This window comes from Brunnivagina elsteri CCALA 953, assembly GCF_002289455.1.
GTDB lineage: Bacteria > Cyanobacteriota > Cyanobacteriia > Cyanobacteriales > Nostocaceae > Brunnivagina > Brunnivagina elsteri.
This window is the reverse complement of record NZ_NTFS01000092.1, coordinates 1-18,013: the sequence shown is the minus strand read 5'-3', so window position 1 is coordinate 18,013 and position 18,013 is coordinate 1. Positions and strand designations below refer to the sequence as shown.

The following is an 18,013-nucleotide window of genomic DNA, read 5'->3' as shown; positions in this document are numbered from 1 at the left end:
TTACACCACGACAGTTTGGGATTTGTCCAAGAAATTCGTCCTGGGGAAGTTAATTGGATGACAGCAGGAAGCGGTATCGTTCATTCAGAGCGGACTCCAGAAAATATCCGTACTCAAGAAACTACGCTTCACGCAATTCAAACTTGGATAGCACTTCCCGAAGAACATGAAGAAGTTCCCCCTTCCTTCCATCATTATCCAGCAAGCAGCCTTCCCCAATGGAAAAGTAATGGTGCCTCTGTGACTCTAATTGCTGGAAAAGCTTGCGGATACGAATCTCCCGTCAAAATCTTCTCGCCAATGCTGTATTTGGATGTGAAATTTGACCCAAGTGCAAGTTTTACTGTCAATTCGGAATATAGCGAACAAGCAATATATGCCGTCACTCCTGGAATTGCCATCGATGGTGAACCTATCGAGCAACACTCTTTAATTATTTTAAAGCCAGGTGATTCCGTAGAAATTACCTCGAATGCCGAAGCGCGTTGTGTTGTTATTGGTGGTGAACCAGTCGGGAAGCGTTACAAATGGTGGAATTTTGTTTCCAGTCGTCCGGAGCGCATCGAACAAGCAAAAATTGACTGGAAGGAAGGACGGTTCGATACAGTACCAACGGAAACAGAGTTTATTCCCCTACCAGACGATTCATTTGTGGAAGGATTTTGAGATATCCTGCCAAACTTTTATGATTTTCTCCATCAACCGCAATACTCAACCCACCCCTGGATAATTGGGAAATTACCTGTGGATTGTGTCCAACTAAATAGTTCGTAGATACTATATTTATCACTGGTGGACACCAACAACACTTCGAGAAGCCTCAGTGACTACACGATTTTCCCATTGTTGATAAATCACATCTCGCTCATCTTTTGGTTCAACAAACTGGTACACCCTTTCCCGGTTTTCCCTACTCCCCATCCTGGCAACATAGCTTAACTTCAACCCCAATTTGCTGAGTAGAGTTTGGATAATAGCGATCGCACTCATCCCCTCCGAAATAGTAACCCCCAAATAGTCGCGGATAACGTACCGATACTGTACAGCCAAAGCTTTCAAATTCTGCAACTCCACATCCGAACCGCGAAACATTATCCCTGGAATGAGAAAGTGACCGATATTGAGTTTTTCCAATATCAACACAGCAGGCAATAATTGTCCCTTGCTAAAATCAGGCTTCCAAATAGCACTTTCACCTTCTTCGATTTGTGATTTAGCCCTCTTAGAATCACGAGAGACAAGATTTTCCCGTCCCAAGGTCAAAAAGTAATGTAACCGCAATTGAGGATAGTAACCGTCATCATCTTTCTCAACAAGCGCAGGTGTAACATCAATCCCATAACGCTCTTTTAATGACGCTTTCCGTTCTTGATGTCGTTCGGTTTTAGTTTTAGCTTTTTTATCTTGTAGCTTCTTAAACTCAGAATCAGAGATACTCTCAGAAGAAGCGATCGCATTACATTCCTCCGAATACAATTCCTGGGAAGCTGCTTTAACTTCCCCAAAAACGCGATCGCTCTCCTCCTCCTTAATATCTTCTGCATCAATCACCCGATAACCATCCTCAACCAAACCTTGTAGCACAAATTCCCGATAACACCGCATCTGGGCATTGATGACACAAGCTCGTTTTGCCCAGCTTTGTAGAGATTCGGGTTGAAAATTCTCATCGATGCTGTAATCGGCATTATCAGCTTGGGATAACAACGCAATATTTGTTCTTGTTGCTGCATGTTGACTTGCCAAAAGCGAACCCATCGATGTAGAACCATTTCCCACAAAGCCCATACCGCAACCTCTCACCCAAACATGACGGTCAACAGTTTCCCGCAATCTCGCCAACATCTGACGCACAGAATTTGCAGACTGTACTCCCTGGAAAATTCCCCATACTGCGGAAAAATGACCTTTGATGTCGATCGATACCCCCGTTTCCAAACTTGGGGAAGCAATCACAAGGTCATATTTTGTAAGAATTTCGTTGAGATGAGCGATGCAACCAAAAGCAGGATGGGATGGATCGGAAACTGACTCACTATCAATTCGTAAAATCCGTAAATCAGGGAATTTAATCCGAAATCTCTGTTCTAAAGCCTGAGTTCCCCATTTCGATTTCGCTTTTTGGGCAGAACAGCACAGCAAATGATGTCCTCCAAGGGAAATTGCTCTATCCAATGCAGCAATTAAATCTTTGGGATTACTACCCTCATAGTTGTAGCAATTTCCAGATTCAGGCTGGTAATTATTAAGAATTGCAAACGGCTTAACTTTTATTTCTCCAGCCAGGGAAAGTACATAATCCACATCACAATCTGATACATCAGCGCTTGCCAAATAAATCTTTCCTTGTGGACTGCTCAACACATTCTGAATCAACAACTTGAGGTTTTTGAGTACAGAAACCCGACGTTTCGCTACCTCGGTTCCAGAGTTGAGTAAGTGCCAGAATACTTGGTCACATTCATCAATAATTACCGTGTCGTTGTACCAATCATTGGGATTGAACCGAGCTTGGCTTTGTTGGTGGAGAGAATCTATGCAAACTCCATAACCAAGCAAGTCTCCTGTCCCAGAATCCCGGACTTCCGTGACGTAATTCACCCCAAAACGGTTACACAACGCCTCACCTAATTGAATTCTATGAGTGATAATTAACACCCTCCGATTTTGCTCGTGCGCTTTCGCAACTTCACCAGTTAGCCACTCTGTTTTACCCGTTCCTTTTGGTGATTTTAAGATAATAAGCTTTTCAGTATCCGGGATTTGGATTTGTCCGAGGTATTTTTGGTCGAATGAAATTGCTGGCTGATACGTCAGCAAAGTAAAAAGTTTGACTTGCCACATATCAAGGGTTTCAGCTTTGCCGTAAAGTTCGTCAAATGAATCTTGACCTTGGGCAACAACAAAATCATCAACTCCTTTCTCTGGTCCCGGTAAATCAATTACCCGAACCTCGCATCTCTCAACAGCAAGTAGTTTCCCCATTCGCTTGATGGCAGTTCTGACATTTTTTACAGTTTCGGGTTTCTTGTCATGATCGAAGCAAATGTCAATCCGTCTATCTTCAGTCGCAAAATGCTTTAAATCTGGGACAAGATTGGGTTTCCCGATGATATTGCCAAATTCGTCTTTCGGAGTGCGGTAGCCAGAATTAACTCCAGGAATCGCAATTGCCGCATAACCAGCCGTCAACAAACAAGCCGCTTTTTTGACCCCCTCGACAATTACCACTGGTACGTTTCTGTGCCAAACCCAATGCCAAAAGCCCTGTGGATTTTCTAAATCTTCGTATGGAATGTCTATTCCAGAGTATCTTGAAACGAGCCTCCAAGTTTTTAGTGGCACTTGCAGGAAAAATACTCGTGTTGGCTCTTTGTAGGGATGTTCGTACTTGATATACTTATGTATTTTATTACGGTCACGTCTGGGTCTGTCGGGTTTAAAACATCCCCACATCATGGGATTATAGTCATCGAGTGGGTCAATTCCGTTACACCACCAACCACCGTGTTCAATATGGCGGTATTTCATTAAATCCCCATCACGTAAGCGTCCATCGTTACGGCGTGATATTTTGGGGCTGTAAATCAAATACTCGTAAGGTGTTCTGTCTTCGAGAGATTTGACATTAAGATTTATGATTTCTTCATCAACCCCGCTCGATAACCACTCTTGCCAGTGTTGAGGTTGGAAATTAGTCCATGAAATAGCGATCGCGTTCATAGGTGACTCCAAGTTTTAGCCGCATGAAAATTCGCCAGCAAACTTACAAATGCTGCGCTTCAAAAGCTGTATCAAAGTTATTTTTTAAAAAATTTACTACTTCTTTCTATTTACTTTCTAGGCAAAGTAGCTTTGTGCCACAGCTATCTGCTTAATTTGCTCCAATGGGCTGTTATGACTATCATTTACGGCTATCAAATCCATAATTCCTCCAAGACTGCATGAAAATAGAGCGACATTGACAATGCAAGCCGCCATAAAGTTGGTTGGTTACGAGATAATTATTGAGTCGCAAACGAACCTCAAACAGATACTCACCTGCTTAACTTCAGACCCAAGAACTTCCTGTTATCCCAAATAGTAACACATAGTTATCACAATAAAAATTAAGCATAAAAAAGCAGTAAACCCGCCTAATAGTCAGCGGGTTTCTCCTTGAGCATTTCCTTTAGTTTTTCTAATAACTGCCTGAGAGAATTATTTTCTTCTCTCAGGCGGCTATTTCCCCCAGCAATACCTCTTCCAGTTTTTCTACTCGTTGTCTCAATTCTAAAATCTCACCGTATTCAGCTTTACTTCCCAAGTATTGATCGATTAAATCAATCAAGACATCAGTTGCGTTTTTCCCATCTTGCTTAACCTTTTGATAAAAAGCATCCTTTTTATCTGGTGAAATCCTAATATTTAGCCTTGACTCTGACATTTCTCTTTCCTAGCTCAATCATCTTAAAGTTATCAACAAAGACTGGGGATAACAAGTGTACGTATCTAACAACTCTTTTGTTATCCCATTGGGTTGCTTTTTGGGATAACTAATGTTAACTTTAATAGTAAGGATAAAACAACCATGCTTTCGCCTATCCTGAGAAAACTAGTGCGATCGCATGGTGTACCCGACCTTTATAAAAGTCAGGAGTTTAATTATGACGTATCTAGGCTCTACGCAGCAAGCGATCGATGCCAATAAGCACGACAGTTTAGGCTCAATCGCGCCTGGAAATAGTATCAGGGCTGTAGAAATATCATTTTACGACCATGAAATATATGCTGGAGAAAAGCTAATAGCCACCATCACTCACGATACCGATGATTTTGTAACCCAGCGTTGGGTTGTGATGGTAAACGGCATAGAAATTCATAGAAGTAACACTTGGGCAAAGTCTTACAGCTATATTACATGGCACTACAAGCAAGGAACCTTACCTCAACAGCAACAACAGGTAGAAGTAACTACTGGCAATGAAATAATGGCACAAATCGCCACAGAATGCGAAAAGTTTGAGTTTGATATATTTGACGACGGGATTTACTACAACGATACGAAGCTTGGGGAAATTGGTTGCACAAATGGGAATTGGTGGGTAGTTAGAGTCTCCTGTCCATCAAAGATAAAAATACTATGTGATTCTGCATCTAGTGCTGTTTGGTTGTTATGGATACTGTTAGCCTCACCAGATATAGATGCTAGACATACTTATTTTGTAGATGCACAAAGCGAAATTTCCCATAGAGAAGGCTTACTCGATAAGCCGTGTGATGAATTGACAACTACCGAATGGGAGAAACTCAAAAATTACAAGCCACTCCCAGAAAATATGGTGTTGTTGACAGCATAAGGCTAAAAAAAGGTGGGTTTTACTTTTTACCACCCACCATCTCAATTGAAACCAAGAAATTCTCTTCAGGAATGAAGTATGAAAATCACTACAGTATCAATATCCTACAGTCGCAAATTTAATCTTGGGTCGTATGAATCCCTGGATTTAGGCTGTTCTCTTTGGGCGCAATTGGAAGAGGAAGAAGATGCTGATGGAGTAGTCCAATATCTTTACCACCAAGCAAAAGCATCTGTAAAAAATGCGGCAATTCCCGTACTAAAAGCTTCGGGATATCAGACAAATAAAGTCAACTCTCAAAAACAATCTGTAGACACATCTATTAAAGATAATTTGGAGGAATTTTAATGGTTACTGAAATTAAATTAGGTCTTTGTAATCCCCCTGAGCCTATTTATTTGTATGTCAAAAATGGCGAATTGAGCGGTGAATATTACTTGTGGTATCACTACAACATGAATAACGAAAAGACGATTCCAGTGCAGCAAAGGGGGTTAACTGGATATTTACAAAATCTACGATTAACGAGCAAGGAATTTAGAGGAAAGGACAATTTAAAACTGGATATTGTGATTGCAGCAGATGAAATATATGTCGTCAGAACTGGCGTTGAAACGAATTTTGCCAAAACATTTTTACTAGCAGTATCACAGGTTAAAGATTTTTCCAAACCTCTAATTATTGCTGCAACTCCTGGAGAAGAGAATGTCGTATTTTGTCGGCTTTACGATGCTGCAACTAAAACTCGGATTCGTAGTGAATGGAATAGGGATGCAGATTGGGCTGGAATAATTAGCAACATTCAATCTAAATTAGTTGCTACACCAGAAGAGGTTCCTTTTCAACAACAGCATAATCAACCAAATCAATCTGGAGTTTTTCCAGGATTAGAAACTAATCAAGATTTACGTGTTAAGCAAATTCGTACATTGCTGAATTATCCAGTTGAATTAGTTGTAGAATGGCTACAATTTCAGGAAGTAGAACGACCAAACCAGTTGAAGCCAAATCAAATTGACGAACTGGTGAAAACCATGTGTTTATATTGGGGACAAGATAAATTTGAGAATTCCGATTTTGCTACCAATTCCTATCAGAAATCTGTTGTTGAAGCTATAACTAATGGAATTTCCGAAATTGAAGCGATTAAAGCTTGGATGGAGAATATCTCAGAAATAGAAATACTAGAAACTGCGTAGTTTTAGTATCAGGTATCAGGGGAAATTTTTGATAGATTTCCCCTTTGTCTGTAATATCCTCATTGTTAGAAAGCCCCTTTTCCTCTTCTTCAGCCCCTAACGGGGAGGAAAATGTGAAATCCCAGCACTCTCTTCAAGCTGGATATTGGAGACACAGAAAATGGAAAACACTCAAGACTTTTTAAATGTTCTTACCATTACTTTGGTTTTAGCTTTTGTAAGTTTGATAATACTTGATTTATTCACTGGTTTGGTGGATTTGTGGAATCAATTAGATAATCACGAAATTAAAGTTCAGCATCAATTACCTCACAAGCTAGAAACACGGAGGAATGTTACGCTTCCCTATCTGAAAATTGCCAACGAGGTTGTAAAAAATATATCTTCATGCGCTGATATCGCTGCAAATAATGTGAATACGGAAGCCCTCGCACTTTTAATACAGAAATTACCCCAGTCTCGCATTCGTACTGCTGCACGACGTTTGGGTATTGCGGATCGGGTTGATGGGAAATATCAAAAGTTGGGGGTATTGAGGATGCAACTCAAAGGCAAGTTAGAATCGCAGCCAATGGAAGTAGCTCAAGTCTTGAAAGGACTGGAAACAGCTTGAGTCGATTAAAACATTGAGGCAAATTGAGGAAGTTTTGGGTGTGGATTTTGGGGTTAGCGTCAATGATTAACTATGACTAACGATAAAATTCACACCATTACTAGCATTAATAGCTACATATTAATCATCTTCCATACTCAAGTACAATGCTGGCAGTTTCGGGTGATAAGTCCTGGTGGTGATGTATCTGGGGAACTGAAAATTTATTACAGTGCTGAGGCAGCGGAAACTGCTGGTAGGGAGTGGGTAGAGAAAAAGAAGTGAGGTAAGGTAGCATTAATAACTTGTTAAAACTACACACTTGGAGCTATCTTGGCGTAAAAGTCTTCATCGGCACGGATAAAAGCAGGACGTTGCATTAAGTTGTTGATGTACTTACTCAAAGGGTCACTATCTGATAACATACCTAGCTTTTTTGCCCAGAGTAAAACCCCTCCAGTCACAACATCAGCAGTCGTAAATCGATTTGCTACCAGATAATTGTTACCATCAATAGATTTTCTCAAGGGTTCAGCAACTCGGTCAAACCATTCTAAAGCTTCTTGTTTTGAAATTGCAGAGCGTACCTTGGTTGGTATTACTTTTTCTGGTAGTGATGGTAAAACATCAAACATGAAATGCTCAACAGGGGGTTCTAATGTCGATGTAGCGTAAAACAGCCATTGATAGTAATAACCACGTTCAGTTTGGTCTAATCTTGGAGCTAGTCCTTTATCTAGATATTTGTCAGCAAGATAGGCACAGATGGCAGCAGATTCAAAAATCGTGACTTCCCCATCTACAAGAACTGGTACTTTTCTATGGGGATGCAACTTTTGATATTCTGGCTGTTGAGTCATCTTCTTATCAACCCGTACCAATTCATAGGGAACTTCCATTTCTTCTAGAAGCCACCGAGGGCGTACTGCCCGTGTCGTAGGCATGTAGTACAGCTTCATTATTTTTTCAGCCAAATGGTTTACTCCTATATATTTTCTCACTCTAAAGCCCAACATGCCCCTTCGCTTTGAGAAATTGTAGGCGATAAACTTCCGGTTCGGACTCCTTCATTTATTTCAGCCAGTTTTCTACTTTTAAATTTGGGACACGAGAAAATTCACGAACATTCGCAGTCACAATGGTTAAATCTAGAGTCAAAGCATGGGCAGAAATTAATAAATCGTTGCCACCAATAGGTGTTCCTTGCTGTTCTAAATAAGTACGGATTTCTGCGTAATATTGCTCTACTGGATCGGTGAGGGGCAAAATCTCAATACAATCTAAGATTGCTTCAATTTTTTCGAGTAGTTGGGGTGAGTTCTTTTTTCTAGCTCCAAAATTCAGTTCGCAGGCAACAATAATGCTCGTGCAAATTTTTTCTTCGCCAGTACTTTGAATTTTTGAAAAAATGATTCCTAAGGGATTTTTGATGAGTTCTGAAATTATGTTAGTGTCCAGTAAATAGGCGTAATCCATTTTAAAGTTCGATATCGTCTGGAGGTAATAGACATAAGTCAATGTCGGGAAAGTCTTCGTCTAGAGGTTCAAGGGTGGACAGCACTTCAATAAGGGATTTTTTCCGATCGGGTTCAATAATTAATTTTCCGTCTTCTTGTCGAATAATAACTTGTAATGTTTTTAGGTTTAGTTCTGCGGGTATCGTGAGGGTTTGGGTGTTCCCTTGTTGAATAAGTTTAACGTGATATTTTGCTTTCATTTTAGTTATTCTGTGAATGTTTAGTATATCTATGTGACCGATAATTCCTTAATGGTACAGAGTTACCGAATAAAGGCAGAGGGCATTCGTCATTTGTCAGGAGGGAATACTGTTTTCTGCCCTCTGCTGTGACGATAAATCAGGGGTTTCAGGCTTTGCTGGAGGCAAAACAAGTAACGAGAATAATGGGTTTCAGGCTTAGAGTTCAAAAACTTGAACATCGAGTTATAGCTTAAAAAGCCTTATGAGTGATGAGTGCTGTTCGGTAGATTCTCACCGAAGTGCAACTTTTGCACTTCGGGAAATTATAGTTTTTCATGAAGATATATTAACAACCTTCTTTACAGGAAAGTAATTACGACATCCCAGTATTCGTCTCATGCTGGATATAGGAGAAATTGATAAGATATTTTAAAGGTTCTTACCGTTGCTGTGGTAATAGCTATGGTCTGTTTGATAATGTTCGTTTTGCCAGGGTACATACTGCGTTTTGGCGGTTGGGTCTTGCAGATCGCGTTGATGGGAAATATCGCCTTGAAAATTTGGGTTTAATCTCGGTTAATTCGAGTTTGCAGGATTTTCCGCAAGCCAAGCAACTAAGTCATCTAACCCTGTAAAATCTAGCAAAGCCTCACCCAATGTTTCTAATTGATTTGTTGAAAGAGATTGAACCTGTTCCCGCACAGATTGGGGTAACTCGCCAAAGCGTTTTTGTAATTGCCGTAAGACTAGGGTTTGCGCCCCCCGTTCGTAGCCAATGCGTTCGCCTGTTGTGATGTAGCTCATGCGTCTCTCCTGTTCGTATTGCTTAAATTCTTGCCAAAATTCTGCTTCTAATGTCCTTGGTAACATCATAATCCAATCAATAAATCGATATAGATTACGAATGTCTCTTTCTTGCCATCCTTGTTCGTATAGCCTGCGAATTAGGCTAAATTTCCAGGTTTTGCGCTCTCCTAATTTTTTTCGAGTCTCCTGGGTTTTCAAATGCGCCATCACTACCGTTGCAAAGGGGTTATTACTGGCTTCTAGTTCTTGCCAACGATTTCGGTAATCGAGTAATTTGACTGTACCAAATTCAAAATTTAACCTGGTGTCGGGATAATTGTAGCTGTATTGGTGGGGTCGCCAATCGGGACTGGAATCGCACAAAATTGCCACACTGATGGCGGGTTTGGCAAATTTATCGAAAATCCGCAGGTTGTAGATAAACATCCTTTCTTCAAAGTCGTCTTCTGATTCAGCTTGGATTTCGACGTGGATTAACAGCCAAATTTCTTCGCCGTTGAGTTGCCACACGCGCACTAATTTATCTGCGTAGCGTCTTCCCTGTTGTGCGTTGCGATCGATTTGCTGGAATTCTTTGTCGAGAAATTCGTGGGGACGTTCCCAATCAATCAGGGCTGCGGTTTGGGGAAAGAAAAACTGCATTGCCTGGGGAAAGTAGGCTTCGAGGATTTCTTTCCAGGGGGAATCGTTATCGGCTCTTTGTAATTCGTCGGTCACTGGTCGAACGGTAGATGGTACTCATGTTCTGATATTACCGCGATTTATTGCCTGACAGCGATCGCTCAATTGGCATGGGTAGTTTTTAGCAGTGCGATCGCTCCATTTATATCGATATTGACTTTGAGGTGTACGATTCGCTAATTGATTAAAAACAAACAAAAGCAAAACTCCCACACTGCAACAATTTAACGGGTTTTACTGTGTAGAAGTTTATACTGAAAGAGTTTCGGGTATTTTGTTCAATGGCTAGATTAACGTTCCCAATCACCCGCCGCAGATATTCTAAAACTCCAACCGATAACCTCTCAGCGGTCGGCGTGCATTGGGGTTGTTATGCTGCGCCTACGCTTCTTCTTGATTGCCGTTGTACTGAATCAACAAACTTGATAAAGTCTGGTTGTGAATCATATTCAACTCTGAGCGCAGTCCACTCTCTCATCATTAGTGGAGTATGCAACATACGCTTAATCTCTCGTTCCCAAACTTTCCATACAGTGTCATCAAGATACTTTGCTTTCCAAAGGAAATACTCTTCCGATGATAGGTTTAAGAGTTTAAGAGCAAACAATCTCAGATGATCGCTTACTGGAGGCAGTTCTTCAACTGCATTAAATCTCAAACTTAGAGCATCTTCAGGGAAATCGTTAATTATTTTCTCATAACGATCGGTATATGCCATAAATACTTGTACATTTAACTGTCTTCGATTCATCTGCCCACTAACCCAAATTGTGGCGGCAGCAACTAAAACAGAAATAATAGTTGCAATTTGAACAATCAAGTTTAGTGTGTCCACGTGTTTACTTCCTTTAACAATTTCCCTCTAAAAACTTTCAAGTAATGCTCTCATTAACCATCTCACGTTAACTCAACTGTGAACGCCAACAGATGAGCTTTGGCTATGTCCCCACCAAGGAATGAGCGGCATTACTTATTCTACTGACAGTTTCCACATATGTAATCGTGGAGTATTGCAGTAACTGGAATGTAGGACTCATAAATCATAATATATAGAATTTAGCGGGATATGAGAAATATACAGAAACGTTCCGCTTATTTACCTAGTTTGTTATAGATATTTACAAAGTTTCCACATAACACCCTTTTTCCGACAATATCTATACTTCTTCTGTATATTCACCCATTTAGAGGGAAAAAATGGAAAATTTCCCTATAATTCACCCTGATATTCAGATAATTTCCGAATATCATCCTGTATTAAGACAATATGCAGAATTTTTCCAAATACCAAACTATGACAAAACCCCCAAAGAACTTGATGGAACAGGTTCAGGATGTAATACGCCTCAAATATTATCCCTACTGTACTAAAAAAAACTTATATTTCTTGGATTCGACGTTATGTATTTTTCAATGATTTATACCCACGTTCTCAATCGTGATGGAAAAGCTGTTCGCAGTCGTTTGGATAGGTAATCGAGAAACTAGAAAGTTTACACACATTAGGATAAAAATATAATTTTAGAGGTGGCGATCGCAAGTGTTAACTTTGGCACGAGCGATATTTATATTCATCCTTACCCTATTGCTTTTCCCGCAACCTTTCCAAACCATCGAGAATCAAATCCAACCCAAATTCAAAGTCATGCAAGCCATCATATCGACCTTCGATGACGTAATGGGCAAGTCGATTCATGTAGGGATACTTCTCTGGAGGAATAAACAAAATAAAGCTTTCAGCCTGTTGGGCATATTCCCCAGGCTCGAAGGGGAAATTTAACTCCTGGAGCGTAAACCCATAAATGTGGTTGTCGATCGCATTCCAAGCATGATCCGCAGTCTCGAAGGAAAAACCAGCTTCCCGCAAAAATCCCAAAGTCGCATCAACATAGCGCAACATTGCCGACCCCACATTCACCCGCGACATCATTGCCATTGCAGCCCAAGGATGACGCAATAATACCGTGTGAGCCGAAATAGCCCGTTGCCGCATAGCTGCCTTCCAATCAATTTTCGGGTCAGGTAACTCAATTTCCGCAACCACCATATCAACAATGCCATCCAATATATCGTCCTTATTGGCAACGTGATTATACAGCGACATTGCCTTGACACCGAGTTCCTGGGCAATTTTTCGCATCGACAGCGCTTCAATCCCATCCCCATCTGCCATCCGCAGCGCAACTTGCAATACCCGTTCCCGACTCAAAGGCGATGGGGGCAGCGATTTCGAGTTACTCGTTTTTTCCATTTCATCCCGGTTACATGAATTTTTTCTAGTCTGAAGTCAATCTTAAATGATTTATCTTGACAAACTTACGCCGTAAGCTAAACTTACAGTGTAAGCCAAAAGTATATTAAGCGCAAAATTTAGGTGCAACTGTTTTTTTGAGTCAGATGCTCCTTTAGTCCAGAAAAACACCCAAGCAATAATCCTGAAAACCAATGATTAATCCCGATCGAATAGCCCACAAAATGAAAGCGATCGCGCAGCATGAATACGGTTCGACCAATGTGTTGAAAATGGAGGAGGTCGTTCGACCCGTTGTATCCGATAATACTGTGCTGATTAAAGTTCGTGGTGCTGCTGTCCATGCTGGTGACTGGCATTTGATGCGGGGGAAGCCGTTTTTTATACGCTTTATTTACGGAGGGTTACGCAAACCTCAAACTAAAATTCTGGGTTGCGATGTAGCGGGAGAAGTGGAAGCCGTGGGGAAAAGTGTGACCCAGTTTCAACCAGGCGATCGGGTGTTTGGCGATTTATCGGAATCGGGTTTTGGTGCGTTTGCCGAATATGTATGCGCTCCCGAAACTGCGATCGCTATCATTCCAAACAATTTGAGTTTTGAGGAGGCTGCAACGGTTCCCGTTTCTGCGGTGACAGCACTCCAGGGACTACGAGATGTGGGACAAATTCAGCCAGGATACAAAGTGTTGATAAATGGCGCTTCCGGTGGTGTGGGGTCGTTTGCAGTCCAGATTGCCAAGGCTTTTGGGGCTGAGGTGACTGGTGTATGCAGTGCGGGCAAAGTCGAAATGGTGAAGTCGATTGGTGCGGATTACGTTTGCAATTCCACTCAAGCCAAGTCTAAATTAAAACAGCACTACTATGATTTGATACTCGATAATGCTGCCTACAATTCGCCTTTTGATTATTTCCCGTTCTTGAAAACCCCAGGTACTCTCGTTGTAGTTGGTGGTTCGATGACACGATTATTTCAAGCCATGTTTCTCGATTTGGTCACTTCTAAAATCGGTGGTCGAAAAATCAAATTTCTGGCTTGCAAACCCAACCAAAGCGATTTAATCGTGTTAAAAGACGCGATCGAAGCTGGCAAAATTCGTCCTTATGTCGATCGAGTCTATCCCTTGAGCGAAGTTCCTGCGGCAATCCAGCATTTGGAACAGCGACAAGTGCGAGGGAAAGTGGCAATTACGGTTTCGTGATATTAAGCTTTCGGGCAAAATTATTTCCATCCATCGATTTTATTGTTATTTATTTTTGGCATAAATTACCTCAGAGCGCGATGCTCAAAGGAGCCGCTTCGCGATCGCACATAGATCGGCTCTCCACTTCCACGATACATGGTCATTCGATCTGTCTTGGGATCGTACTTAATAGAACCCGTGCCAGCCATAGCTCTGCGAAAGCTATGTATTCGCCAACAATATAAACCCATGCGATCGCATTCAAACAATCCCATTTCTCTATAGGTTGTATCGAAGCCAAAGCCCATAGAATAGGCAATATGATAAACCTTTCCCCAAGGTTGGATAGTCAAACTATCCTCCGGAACCGGGCTATCCAATGCAAGTAACACAGCAAAAATGATTAGGGGAATCAAAAGTAAATTTCTCGGAAAAGTTTATATTGGGGACAAGATAAATTTGAGAATTCCGATTTCGCTAACAAGTCCTTATACCAATTTGTCCTGCTTATTATGTAATATAAAGTACCAGTATTTATTTCAAGCAGGAGATATTGAAAAGACAAAATCGGCAAGAGGTATGGAAGAATTGATGGTGATGGGCACAGGTTATTGTGTGGTGTGGGGCAAATTCTAGCAGTGGTGGAAGCTCAGACGGGGGAAATAATCAAAACCTATGATGTGGATGCAGTGGTTAATACTTTGAAGTTTGATTACACATCTTCCCAAGCTGTTGTTGCCACCAAACAAGGGATAAAGGTTGTTGCGATCGCATAATTAACAAAATGTGATTTTTCATATACTCATAAATCCGATCGGAAATTGTCGAAAAATTGGACCAGCTGTCATCATAAGAAGAAAGCCAAAAATATTGCCGGAGAAATTGATGGTAAATTTAGACCGAATAACCTTCGACCCATGCATCATGGGAGGACAAGCTTGTATTCGTGGGATGCGAATCCCTGTTTCCCTCGTAGTAAATTTAGTAGCCAATGGGAAACCAGCAGCAGAAATATTAGGAGAATATCCCGATTTAGAGGCAGAAGATATTCGTCAATCGCTCCTCTACGCAGCATGGTTGACTGAAGAACGAGTTTACGAGTTTCAACCTTACCAAGCTGGTTAAATGAAATTTTTAGCAGATATGGGAATTTCCCTACGCACTGTAGCTTGGTTGCGTGATGCTGGCTATGATACTGTGCATTTACGCGATGAGGGCTTCCAAAGGCTACCAGATAAGGAAATTTTAGTTAAAGCCTGTGCTGAAGAACGAGTTGTGCTAACGGTTGATTTAGACTTTGCTCAACTGTTAGCTGCGAGTGGCGAAGTATTACCAAGTGTAATTATTTTTAGATTAGGTAATGAAAATTACGATTTAATTAATGAACGTTTGACTGAAGTATTGAGCCAATGTCAAGATGATTTAGATGCAGGTGCAATTATTTCTGTCAGAAATAGAACCTTCCGGGTCAGACGATTGCCTATATAAATACTTATGGTTAAATCGGTAATTCATCGCTCAGATTGTAAGTTATGCTCGGCAACCTCAACAGCCTTTTGAGCCAGAGGTAAATTATACCGCTCAAAGCCTCCTGTTTCTGGGATGTAGGTAGCGATCGCTTTCCCTCGACTAGCCATAAATTGAATAATCCCAACTGTTTCTGCTGTTTTAACACCAAGAACAATATCTGACGATTGCTTCAATAATTTCATCCCTTCTTCTAACGATGCTTTACCAATAAACTCAACCCTAATATCCTTATATTCTCCAGCAATTTGCTGTAAAGCTTCCGCAATCTGTGGTGTAGGATTTGGGGAAACATCGACAAACTGTACTTTCTCGAAACCACTTTCTACAGCACGTTTGACAGCACGTTCAAGCATATTGCACAAAACTTGCTCAGTCTTTGCCTGAAACTTTGGATCAACTGCCCCAGCGATAATCGCTACAGTTGCAATACTTTGATTTTGATTTTCCAATTGAATATCAGGAAATTTAACACTATTTGGGTCAATCACAATATCCGCATAACTGGGAGGAGCTTTATTAACAGTTCCCGCAATTGTTAGTCCTTGTATTGTCCTCCCCTTACTGGCAAGCTGTTGGGTTAAAAAATCTACAGATTGCTTATTCAAAACCCCCAAAACCTGATTTCCAATTTTCGCAAAAACGACAGGTGCTTTTCTGGAATCAGTTTGTCGCACATCCAGAGTAATATTTGTTCGCTCACCCTGCCAGTTATGATTAGCAAAAGCATATTGGTTAACGCGATCGATCTGTAACTTATTCTCAGGATTTTTCAAACTGGTTACAATAATGCTGTTACTGGGGGAAGAGGTAATAGATGCAACAGCTTCACAGCCAGAAAGCAAATGGGGCGATCGCGTATCGATAACCCCCAATTTTTTCCCCTCCACAGCCACCCAACGAGCAGTTTTAGTCGGTTCGCGAGGATTTATATCGTCCATAAATTTTACTGCAACTTTTTCCCCTGCAAAGTTCCTTCCCGCACACTCATTAAACTGAGTTCCAATCACCCGCATCTCGGTAAATTGAAGGTTTTGGAGTTGTGCTTGAGCATGTTCGGGAAAAACACTAAATGCAACACCAGCTTTCTTCAAACCCGAATAATTTTTACTCTCTCCAGTATGGCTAATATCGTGAATTGCAGCTGCTAGCTGTAACTTCTCTGTTTCTGGTATTTCCTGCCTAATTGACTCAATATATTCCCTAGTTTGCTGCTTTAAAGTATCAACCATCTCATCACTAATACCAAAATGAAACTCAACTTTACCCTGCTGTATCGACATCCCAGGCTGAATATTATACTCCTTCATCGACTTCATGCTAATTGTACCAATTGGAACATTCACCTCCTTACCATCAGAATCTATAAATTTTCCTTGAGCAAACAAAGTATGAGGCATTTTTTCAGTTGGATTTCCTACCCTAACCTGAATACTAAGTTCTGATGCTTTCCAAAAATCACTATTTTTAGCAGCATTAAACTTAATTAAATTAGTCACTTCTAATTGCTTTCCAGTGCTAGGAGAAGTAATTACAAGGTATGGTCCCGATTCATTCTTTTGTTTATCTGCCAATTCAATACGATTTTTAATTTGGGAGTTATACTCATTTTTTATTTGTTGTGCCTTTTCTTTCTGCTCGTCAGTAAATTTAACCCCAGGATAAAGCTTTCTAAATTGCTCAATTGGTCGCGCAACAAGTTGATTTTCTTCAAATATTTGATTAGTTTGTTTAATCATCAAATCAATGGGACTATAACCATTAGTTCTCATACCATGATTTGTAAATGCCTCCTGATTTTTCTTATCAGCCAACCATTCCACTTCCTTGTAGCCAGTAATAGCTTGACAATATTGAATAATTGAATCATTTGGACGTAAAGCACTTTTAGCTCCATCCGCAGCAACTTGTAATTCATTACCCAACTCAGCAACACAATCTTTAAATATTTTTTTCACCAACTTTAATGTTTGTGAAACCTGATAATTATTTATATTTTGTTTCCGTAATAATGTAATTGGATGCATTTGCTGTAATATCTTCTCTGGTATCTGTAATTTACCTTCTTCATAACTCTTGACTAGAAAACTAAAATGTGCTGAAACCTTCTGAAGATAATTAAACTTTTCAGCTTGCGGCATTGCACAAATTTCGCATTGTAACGCCATATTTTTCTGAATTTCGTTAGCAATAATGCCAATTTTATTCTCCATCGCGGAGATAGCAATTTCCTCAAAACTACCTTTATATGGCACTTTATCCCTCTTGATAATATCGGGATAGCGATTTTCTGGTAGATTTCTGTCCTTAACTTCAGCAGCTAAATGAGGAAAATCTTTACTAGATGAAAATGCTAACAAATCACCATCAAAATCGCACTGCATGTTATCCATTGCTGTTTTTGGATGAATATAAACACAGCCATCTAACATTTCTGGTAAATGCTTGTTTTTTAAAGTAATTACACCATTAGAATTAATCAAAGGAGAACGGGTAATGATAATTTCTTCTCCTTCTTCTAAAAATGGAATACTGATTTCATCATGCTGTAATTCCAAACTTGGTTGAGCTAATCCAGAAGTAAACTTTATGGAACGTCCCGTAGCAATTTCTACCCATTGTTTTCTTGCAAAATCCTGGAGTTCGGCGACTACTTTGGGCAGGGTTAGCGCATCTCAAACCCTATTGACAAAAAGACTTTTTCAATAAGCTAGGACTTACGCATTGACAGAAAAAT

General features: G+C 40.5%; 23 protein-coding genes. 11 read left to right on the top strand and 12 right to left on the bottom strand.

The features are described 5' to 3' along the window. A partial coding sequence (locus CK510_RS10665; protein WP_095721683.1) for a pirin family protein occupies positions 1-666 on the top strand: 666 nt, incomplete at its 5' end. A gap of 120 nt (positions 667-786) precedes the next feature. Here the strand turns inward: CK510_RS10665 and CK510_RS10660 are convergent. The 3 genes from CK510_RS10660 to CK510_RS10655 all read right to left on the bottom strand — a co-directional run bounded on the left by CK510_RS10660 (position 787) and on the right by CK510_RS10655 (position 4,426). Continuing rightward, complete coding sequence (locus CK510_RS10660) at positions 787-3,723, bottom strand: plasmid replication protein, CyRepA1 family (protein ID WP_095721680.1); 2,937 nt, start codon at positions 3,721-3,723, stop codon at positions 787-789. Between the two features lie 117 nt (positions 3,724-3,840). Then, positions 3,841-3,981, bottom strand: a complete 141-nt coding sequence (locus CK510_RS32690; RefSeq protein ID WP_211293155.1) for a hypothetical protein — start codon at positions 3,979-3,981, stop codon at positions 3,841-3,843. Positions 3,982-4,213: 232 nt separating this feature from the next. Next, the gene (locus CK510_RS10655; RefSeq protein WP_095721679.1) at positions 4,214-4,426 is read right to left on the bottom strand and encodes a hypothetical protein; all 213 of its coding nucleotides are present in this window, start codon (positions 4,424-4,426) and stop codon (positions 4,214-4,216) included. A 220-nt stretch (positions 4,427-4,646) separates the two neighbouring features. Here CK510_RS10655 and CK510_RS10650 point away from each other — a divergent pair, with 220 nt between their 5' ends. The 5 genes from CK510_RS10650 (at position 4,647) to CK510_RS10630 (ending at position 7,415) form a co-directional block, all read left to right on the top strand. Further along, positions 4,647-5,339 carry a hypothetical protein gene (locus CK510_RS10650; protein ID WP_143289272.1) on the top strand — a complete coding sequence of 231 codons (693 nt, stop codon included), beginning with the start codon at positions 4,647-4,649 and terminating at the stop codon, positions 5,337-5,339. A gap of 78 nt (positions 5,340-5,417) precedes the next feature. Beyond that, positions 5,418-5,687, top strand: coding sequence for a hypothetical protein (locus tag CK510_RS10645; RefSeq protein WP_095721677.1), 270 nt, complete (start codon positions 5,418-5,420; stop codon positions 5,685-5,687). Further along, entirely contained in the window at positions 5,687-6,538 is an 852-nt protein-coding gene (locus tag CK510_RS10640; protein ID WP_095721676.1) for a hypothetical protein, read from the top strand. Before CK510_RS10645 ends, CK510_RS10640 begins: the two co-directional genes overlap by 1 nt. A gap of 160 nt (positions 6,539-6,698) precedes the next feature. Next, positions 6,699-7,151 (top strand): hypothetical protein, encoded by a 453-nt coding sequence (locus CK510_RS10635; protein WP_095721675.1) that lies wholly within the window; start codon positions 6,699-6,701, stop codon positions 7,149-7,151. Positions 7,152-7,223: 72 nt separating this feature from the next. After that, on the top strand, positions 7,224-7,415 hold the full coding sequence (locus CK510_RS10630; protein WP_095721674.1) for a hypothetical protein: 192 nt from the start codon (positions 7,224-7,226) through the stop codon (positions 7,413-7,415). A 29-nt stretch (positions 7,416-7,444) separates the two neighbouring features. On the opposite strand, the gene CK510_RS10625 is transcribed toward CK510_RS10630, so the two are convergent. The 6 genes from CK510_RS10625 to CK510_RS10605 form a co-directional block, all read right to left on the bottom strand. After that, positions 7,445-8,089, bottom strand: a complete 645-nt coding sequence (locus CK510_RS10625; protein ID WP_245912042.1) for a glutathione S-transferase family protein — start codon at positions 8,087-8,089, stop codon at positions 7,445-7,447. A gap of 112 nt (positions 8,090-8,201) precedes the next feature. Then, positions 8,202-8,606, bottom strand: a complete 405-nt coding sequence (locus CK510_RS10620) for a type II toxin-antitoxin system VapC family toxin (RefSeq protein WP_095721672.1) — start codon at positions 8,604-8,606, stop codon at positions 8,202-8,204. Position 8,607: 1 nt separating this feature from the next. Continuing rightward, complete coding sequence (locus tag CK510_RS10615; RefSeq protein WP_095721671.1) at positions 8,608-8,847, bottom strand: antitoxin; 240 nt, start codon at positions 8,845-8,847, stop codon at positions 8,608-8,610. A 558-nt stretch (positions 8,848-9,405) separates the two neighbouring features. Then, entirely contained in the window at positions 9,406-10,353 is a 948-nt protein-coding gene (locus tag CK510_RS10610) for a DUF4351 domain-containing protein (RefSeq protein ID WP_095721670.1), read from the bottom strand. 21 nt (positions 10,354-10,374) lie between these two features. Further along, positions 10,375-10,515 carry a hypothetical protein gene (locus CK510_RS31665; RefSeq protein WP_158224879.1) on the bottom strand — a complete coding sequence of 47 codons (141 nt, stop codon included), beginning with the start codon at positions 10,513-10,515 and terminating at the stop codon, positions 10,375-10,377. A 172-nt stretch (positions 10,516-10,687) separates the two neighbouring features. Further along, complete coding sequence (locus CK510_RS10605; protein WP_095721669.1) at positions 10,688-11,152, bottom strand: hypothetical protein; 465 nt, start codon at positions 11,150-11,152, stop codon at positions 10,688-10,690. Between the two features lie 362 nt (positions 11,153-11,514). Between CK510_RS10605 and CK510_RS31660 the strand changes: the two genes are divergently transcribed. Next, positions 11,515-11,688 (top strand): hypothetical protein, encoded by a 174-nt coding sequence (locus tag CK510_RS31660; protein WP_158224878.1) that lies wholly within the window; start codon positions 11,515-11,517, stop codon positions 11,686-11,688. Between the two features lie 211 nt (positions 11,689-11,899). Here the strand turns inward: CK510_RS31660 and CK510_RS10600 are convergent, their stop codons facing one another. Next, positions 11,900-12,568, bottom strand: coding sequence for a TetR/AcrR family transcriptional regulator (locus CK510_RS10600; RefSeq protein WP_095721668.1), 669 nt, complete (start codon positions 12,566-12,568; stop codon positions 11,900-11,902). 194 nt (positions 12,569-12,762) lie between these two features. On the opposite strand from CK510_RS10600, the gene CK510_RS10595 reads away from it, so the two are divergent. Further along, positions 12,763-13,767, top strand: coding sequence for an NAD(P)-dependent alcohol dehydrogenase (locus CK510_RS10595; protein ID WP_211293154.1), 1,005 nt, complete (start codon positions 12,763-12,765; stop codon positions 13,765-13,767). A gap of 65 nt (positions 13,768-13,832) precedes the next feature. Here the strand turns inward: CK510_RS10595 and CK510_RS10590 are convergent, their stop codons facing one another. Continuing rightward, positions 13,833-14,165 carry a hypothetical protein gene (locus CK510_RS10590; protein WP_095721667.1) on the bottom strand — a complete coding sequence of 111 codons (333 nt, stop codon included), beginning with the start codon at positions 14,163-14,165 and terminating at the stop codon, positions 13,833-13,835. Between the two features lie 204 nt (positions 14,166-14,369). On the opposite strand from CK510_RS10590, the gene CK510_RS31655 reads away from it, so the two are divergent. From CK510_RS31655 to CK510_RS10580, 3 genes are all read left to right on the top strand, one after another. Next, complete coding sequence (locus CK510_RS31655) at positions 14,370-14,525, top strand: hypothetical protein (RefSeq protein ID WP_158224877.1); 156 nt, start codon at positions 14,370-14,372, stop codon at positions 14,523-14,525. Between the two features lie 109 nt (positions 14,526-14,634). Beyond that, positions 14,635-14,874 (top strand): DUF433 domain-containing protein, encoded by a 240-nt coding sequence (locus CK510_RS10585; RefSeq protein WP_211293153.1) that lies wholly within the window; start codon positions 14,635-14,637, stop codon positions 14,872-14,874. Beyond that, positions 14,875-15,237 (top strand): DUF5615 family PIN-like protein, encoded by a 363-nt coding sequence (locus tag CK510_RS10580; protein ID WP_095721666.1) that lies wholly within the window; start codon positions 14,875-14,877, stop codon positions 15,235-15,237. Positions 15,238-15,260: 23 nt separating this feature from the next. Here the strand turns inward: CK510_RS10580 and CK510_RS10575 are convergent, their stop codons facing one another. Then, on the bottom strand, positions 15,261-17,834 hold the full coding sequence (locus tag CK510_RS10575; protein ID WP_245912039.1) for a hypothetical protein: 2,574 nt from the start codon (positions 17,832-17,834) through the stop codon (positions 15,261-15,263). Positions 17,835-18,013 lie beyond the last annotated feature (179 nt).

Bases quoted from the DNA above. Each gene is read 5' to 3' on its own strand.
- CK510_RS10660 (WP_095721680.1), bottom strand. From the start codon at position 3,723: ATGAACGCGATCGCTATTTCATGGACTAATTTCCAACCTCAACACTGG.
- CK510_RS32690 (WP_211293155.1), bottom strand. From the start codon at position 3,981: ATGGCGGCTTGCATTGTCAATGTCGCTCTATTTTCATGCAGTCTTGGA.
- CK510_RS10655 (WP_095721679.1), bottom strand. From the start codon at position 4,426: ATGTCAGAGTCAAGGCTAAATATTAGGATTTCACCAGATAAAAAGGAT.
- CK510_RS10650 (WP_143289272.1), top strand. From the start codon at position 4,647: ATGACGTATCTAGGCTCTACGCAGCAAGCGATCGATGCCAATAAGCAC.
- CK510_RS10645 (WP_095721677.1), top strand. From the start codon at position 5,418: ATGAAAATCACTACAGTATCAATATCCTACAGTCGCAAATTTAATCTT.
- CK510_RS10640 (WP_095721676.1), top strand. From the start codon at position 5,687: ATGGTTACTGAAATTAAATTAGGTCTTTGTAATCCCCCTGAGCCTATT.
- CK510_RS10635 (WP_095721675.1), top strand. From the start codon at position 6,699: ATGGAAAACACTCAAGACTTTTTAAATGTTCTTACCATTACTTTGGTT.
- CK510_RS10630 (WP_095721674.1), top strand. From the start codon at position 7,224: ATGACTAACGATAAAATTCACACCATTACTAGCATTAATAGCTACATA.
- CK510_RS10625 (WP_245912042.1), bottom strand. From the start codon at position 8,089: ATGAAGCTGTACTACATGCCTACGACACGGGCAGTACGCCCTCGGTGG.
- CK510_RS10620 (WP_095721672.1), bottom strand. From the start codon at position 8,606: ATGGATTACGCCTATTTACTGGACACTAACATAATTTCAGAACTCATC.
- CK510_RS10615 (WP_095721671.1), bottom strand. From the start codon at position 8,847: ATGAAAGCAAAATATCACGTTAAACTTATTCAACAAGGGAACACCCAA.
- CK510_RS31660 (WP_158224878.1), top strand. From the start codon at position 11,515: ATGGAAAATTTCCCTATAATTCACCCTGATATTCAGATAATTTCCGAA.
- CK510_RS10600 (WP_095721668.1), bottom strand. From the start codon at position 12,568: ATGGAAAAAACGAGTAACTCGAAATCGCTGCCCCCATCGCCTTTGAGT.
- CK510_RS10595 (WP_211293154.1), top strand. From the start codon at position 12,763: ATGATTAATCCCGATCGAATAGCCCACAAAATGAAAGCGATCGCGCAG.
- CK510_RS10585 (WP_211293153.1), top strand. From the start codon at position 14,635: ATGGTAAATTTAGACCGAATAACCTTCGACCCATGCATCATGGGAGGA.
- CK510_RS10580 (WP_095721666.1), top strand. From the start codon at position 14,875: ATGAAATTTTTAGCAGATATGGGAATTTCCCTACGCACTGTAGCTTGG.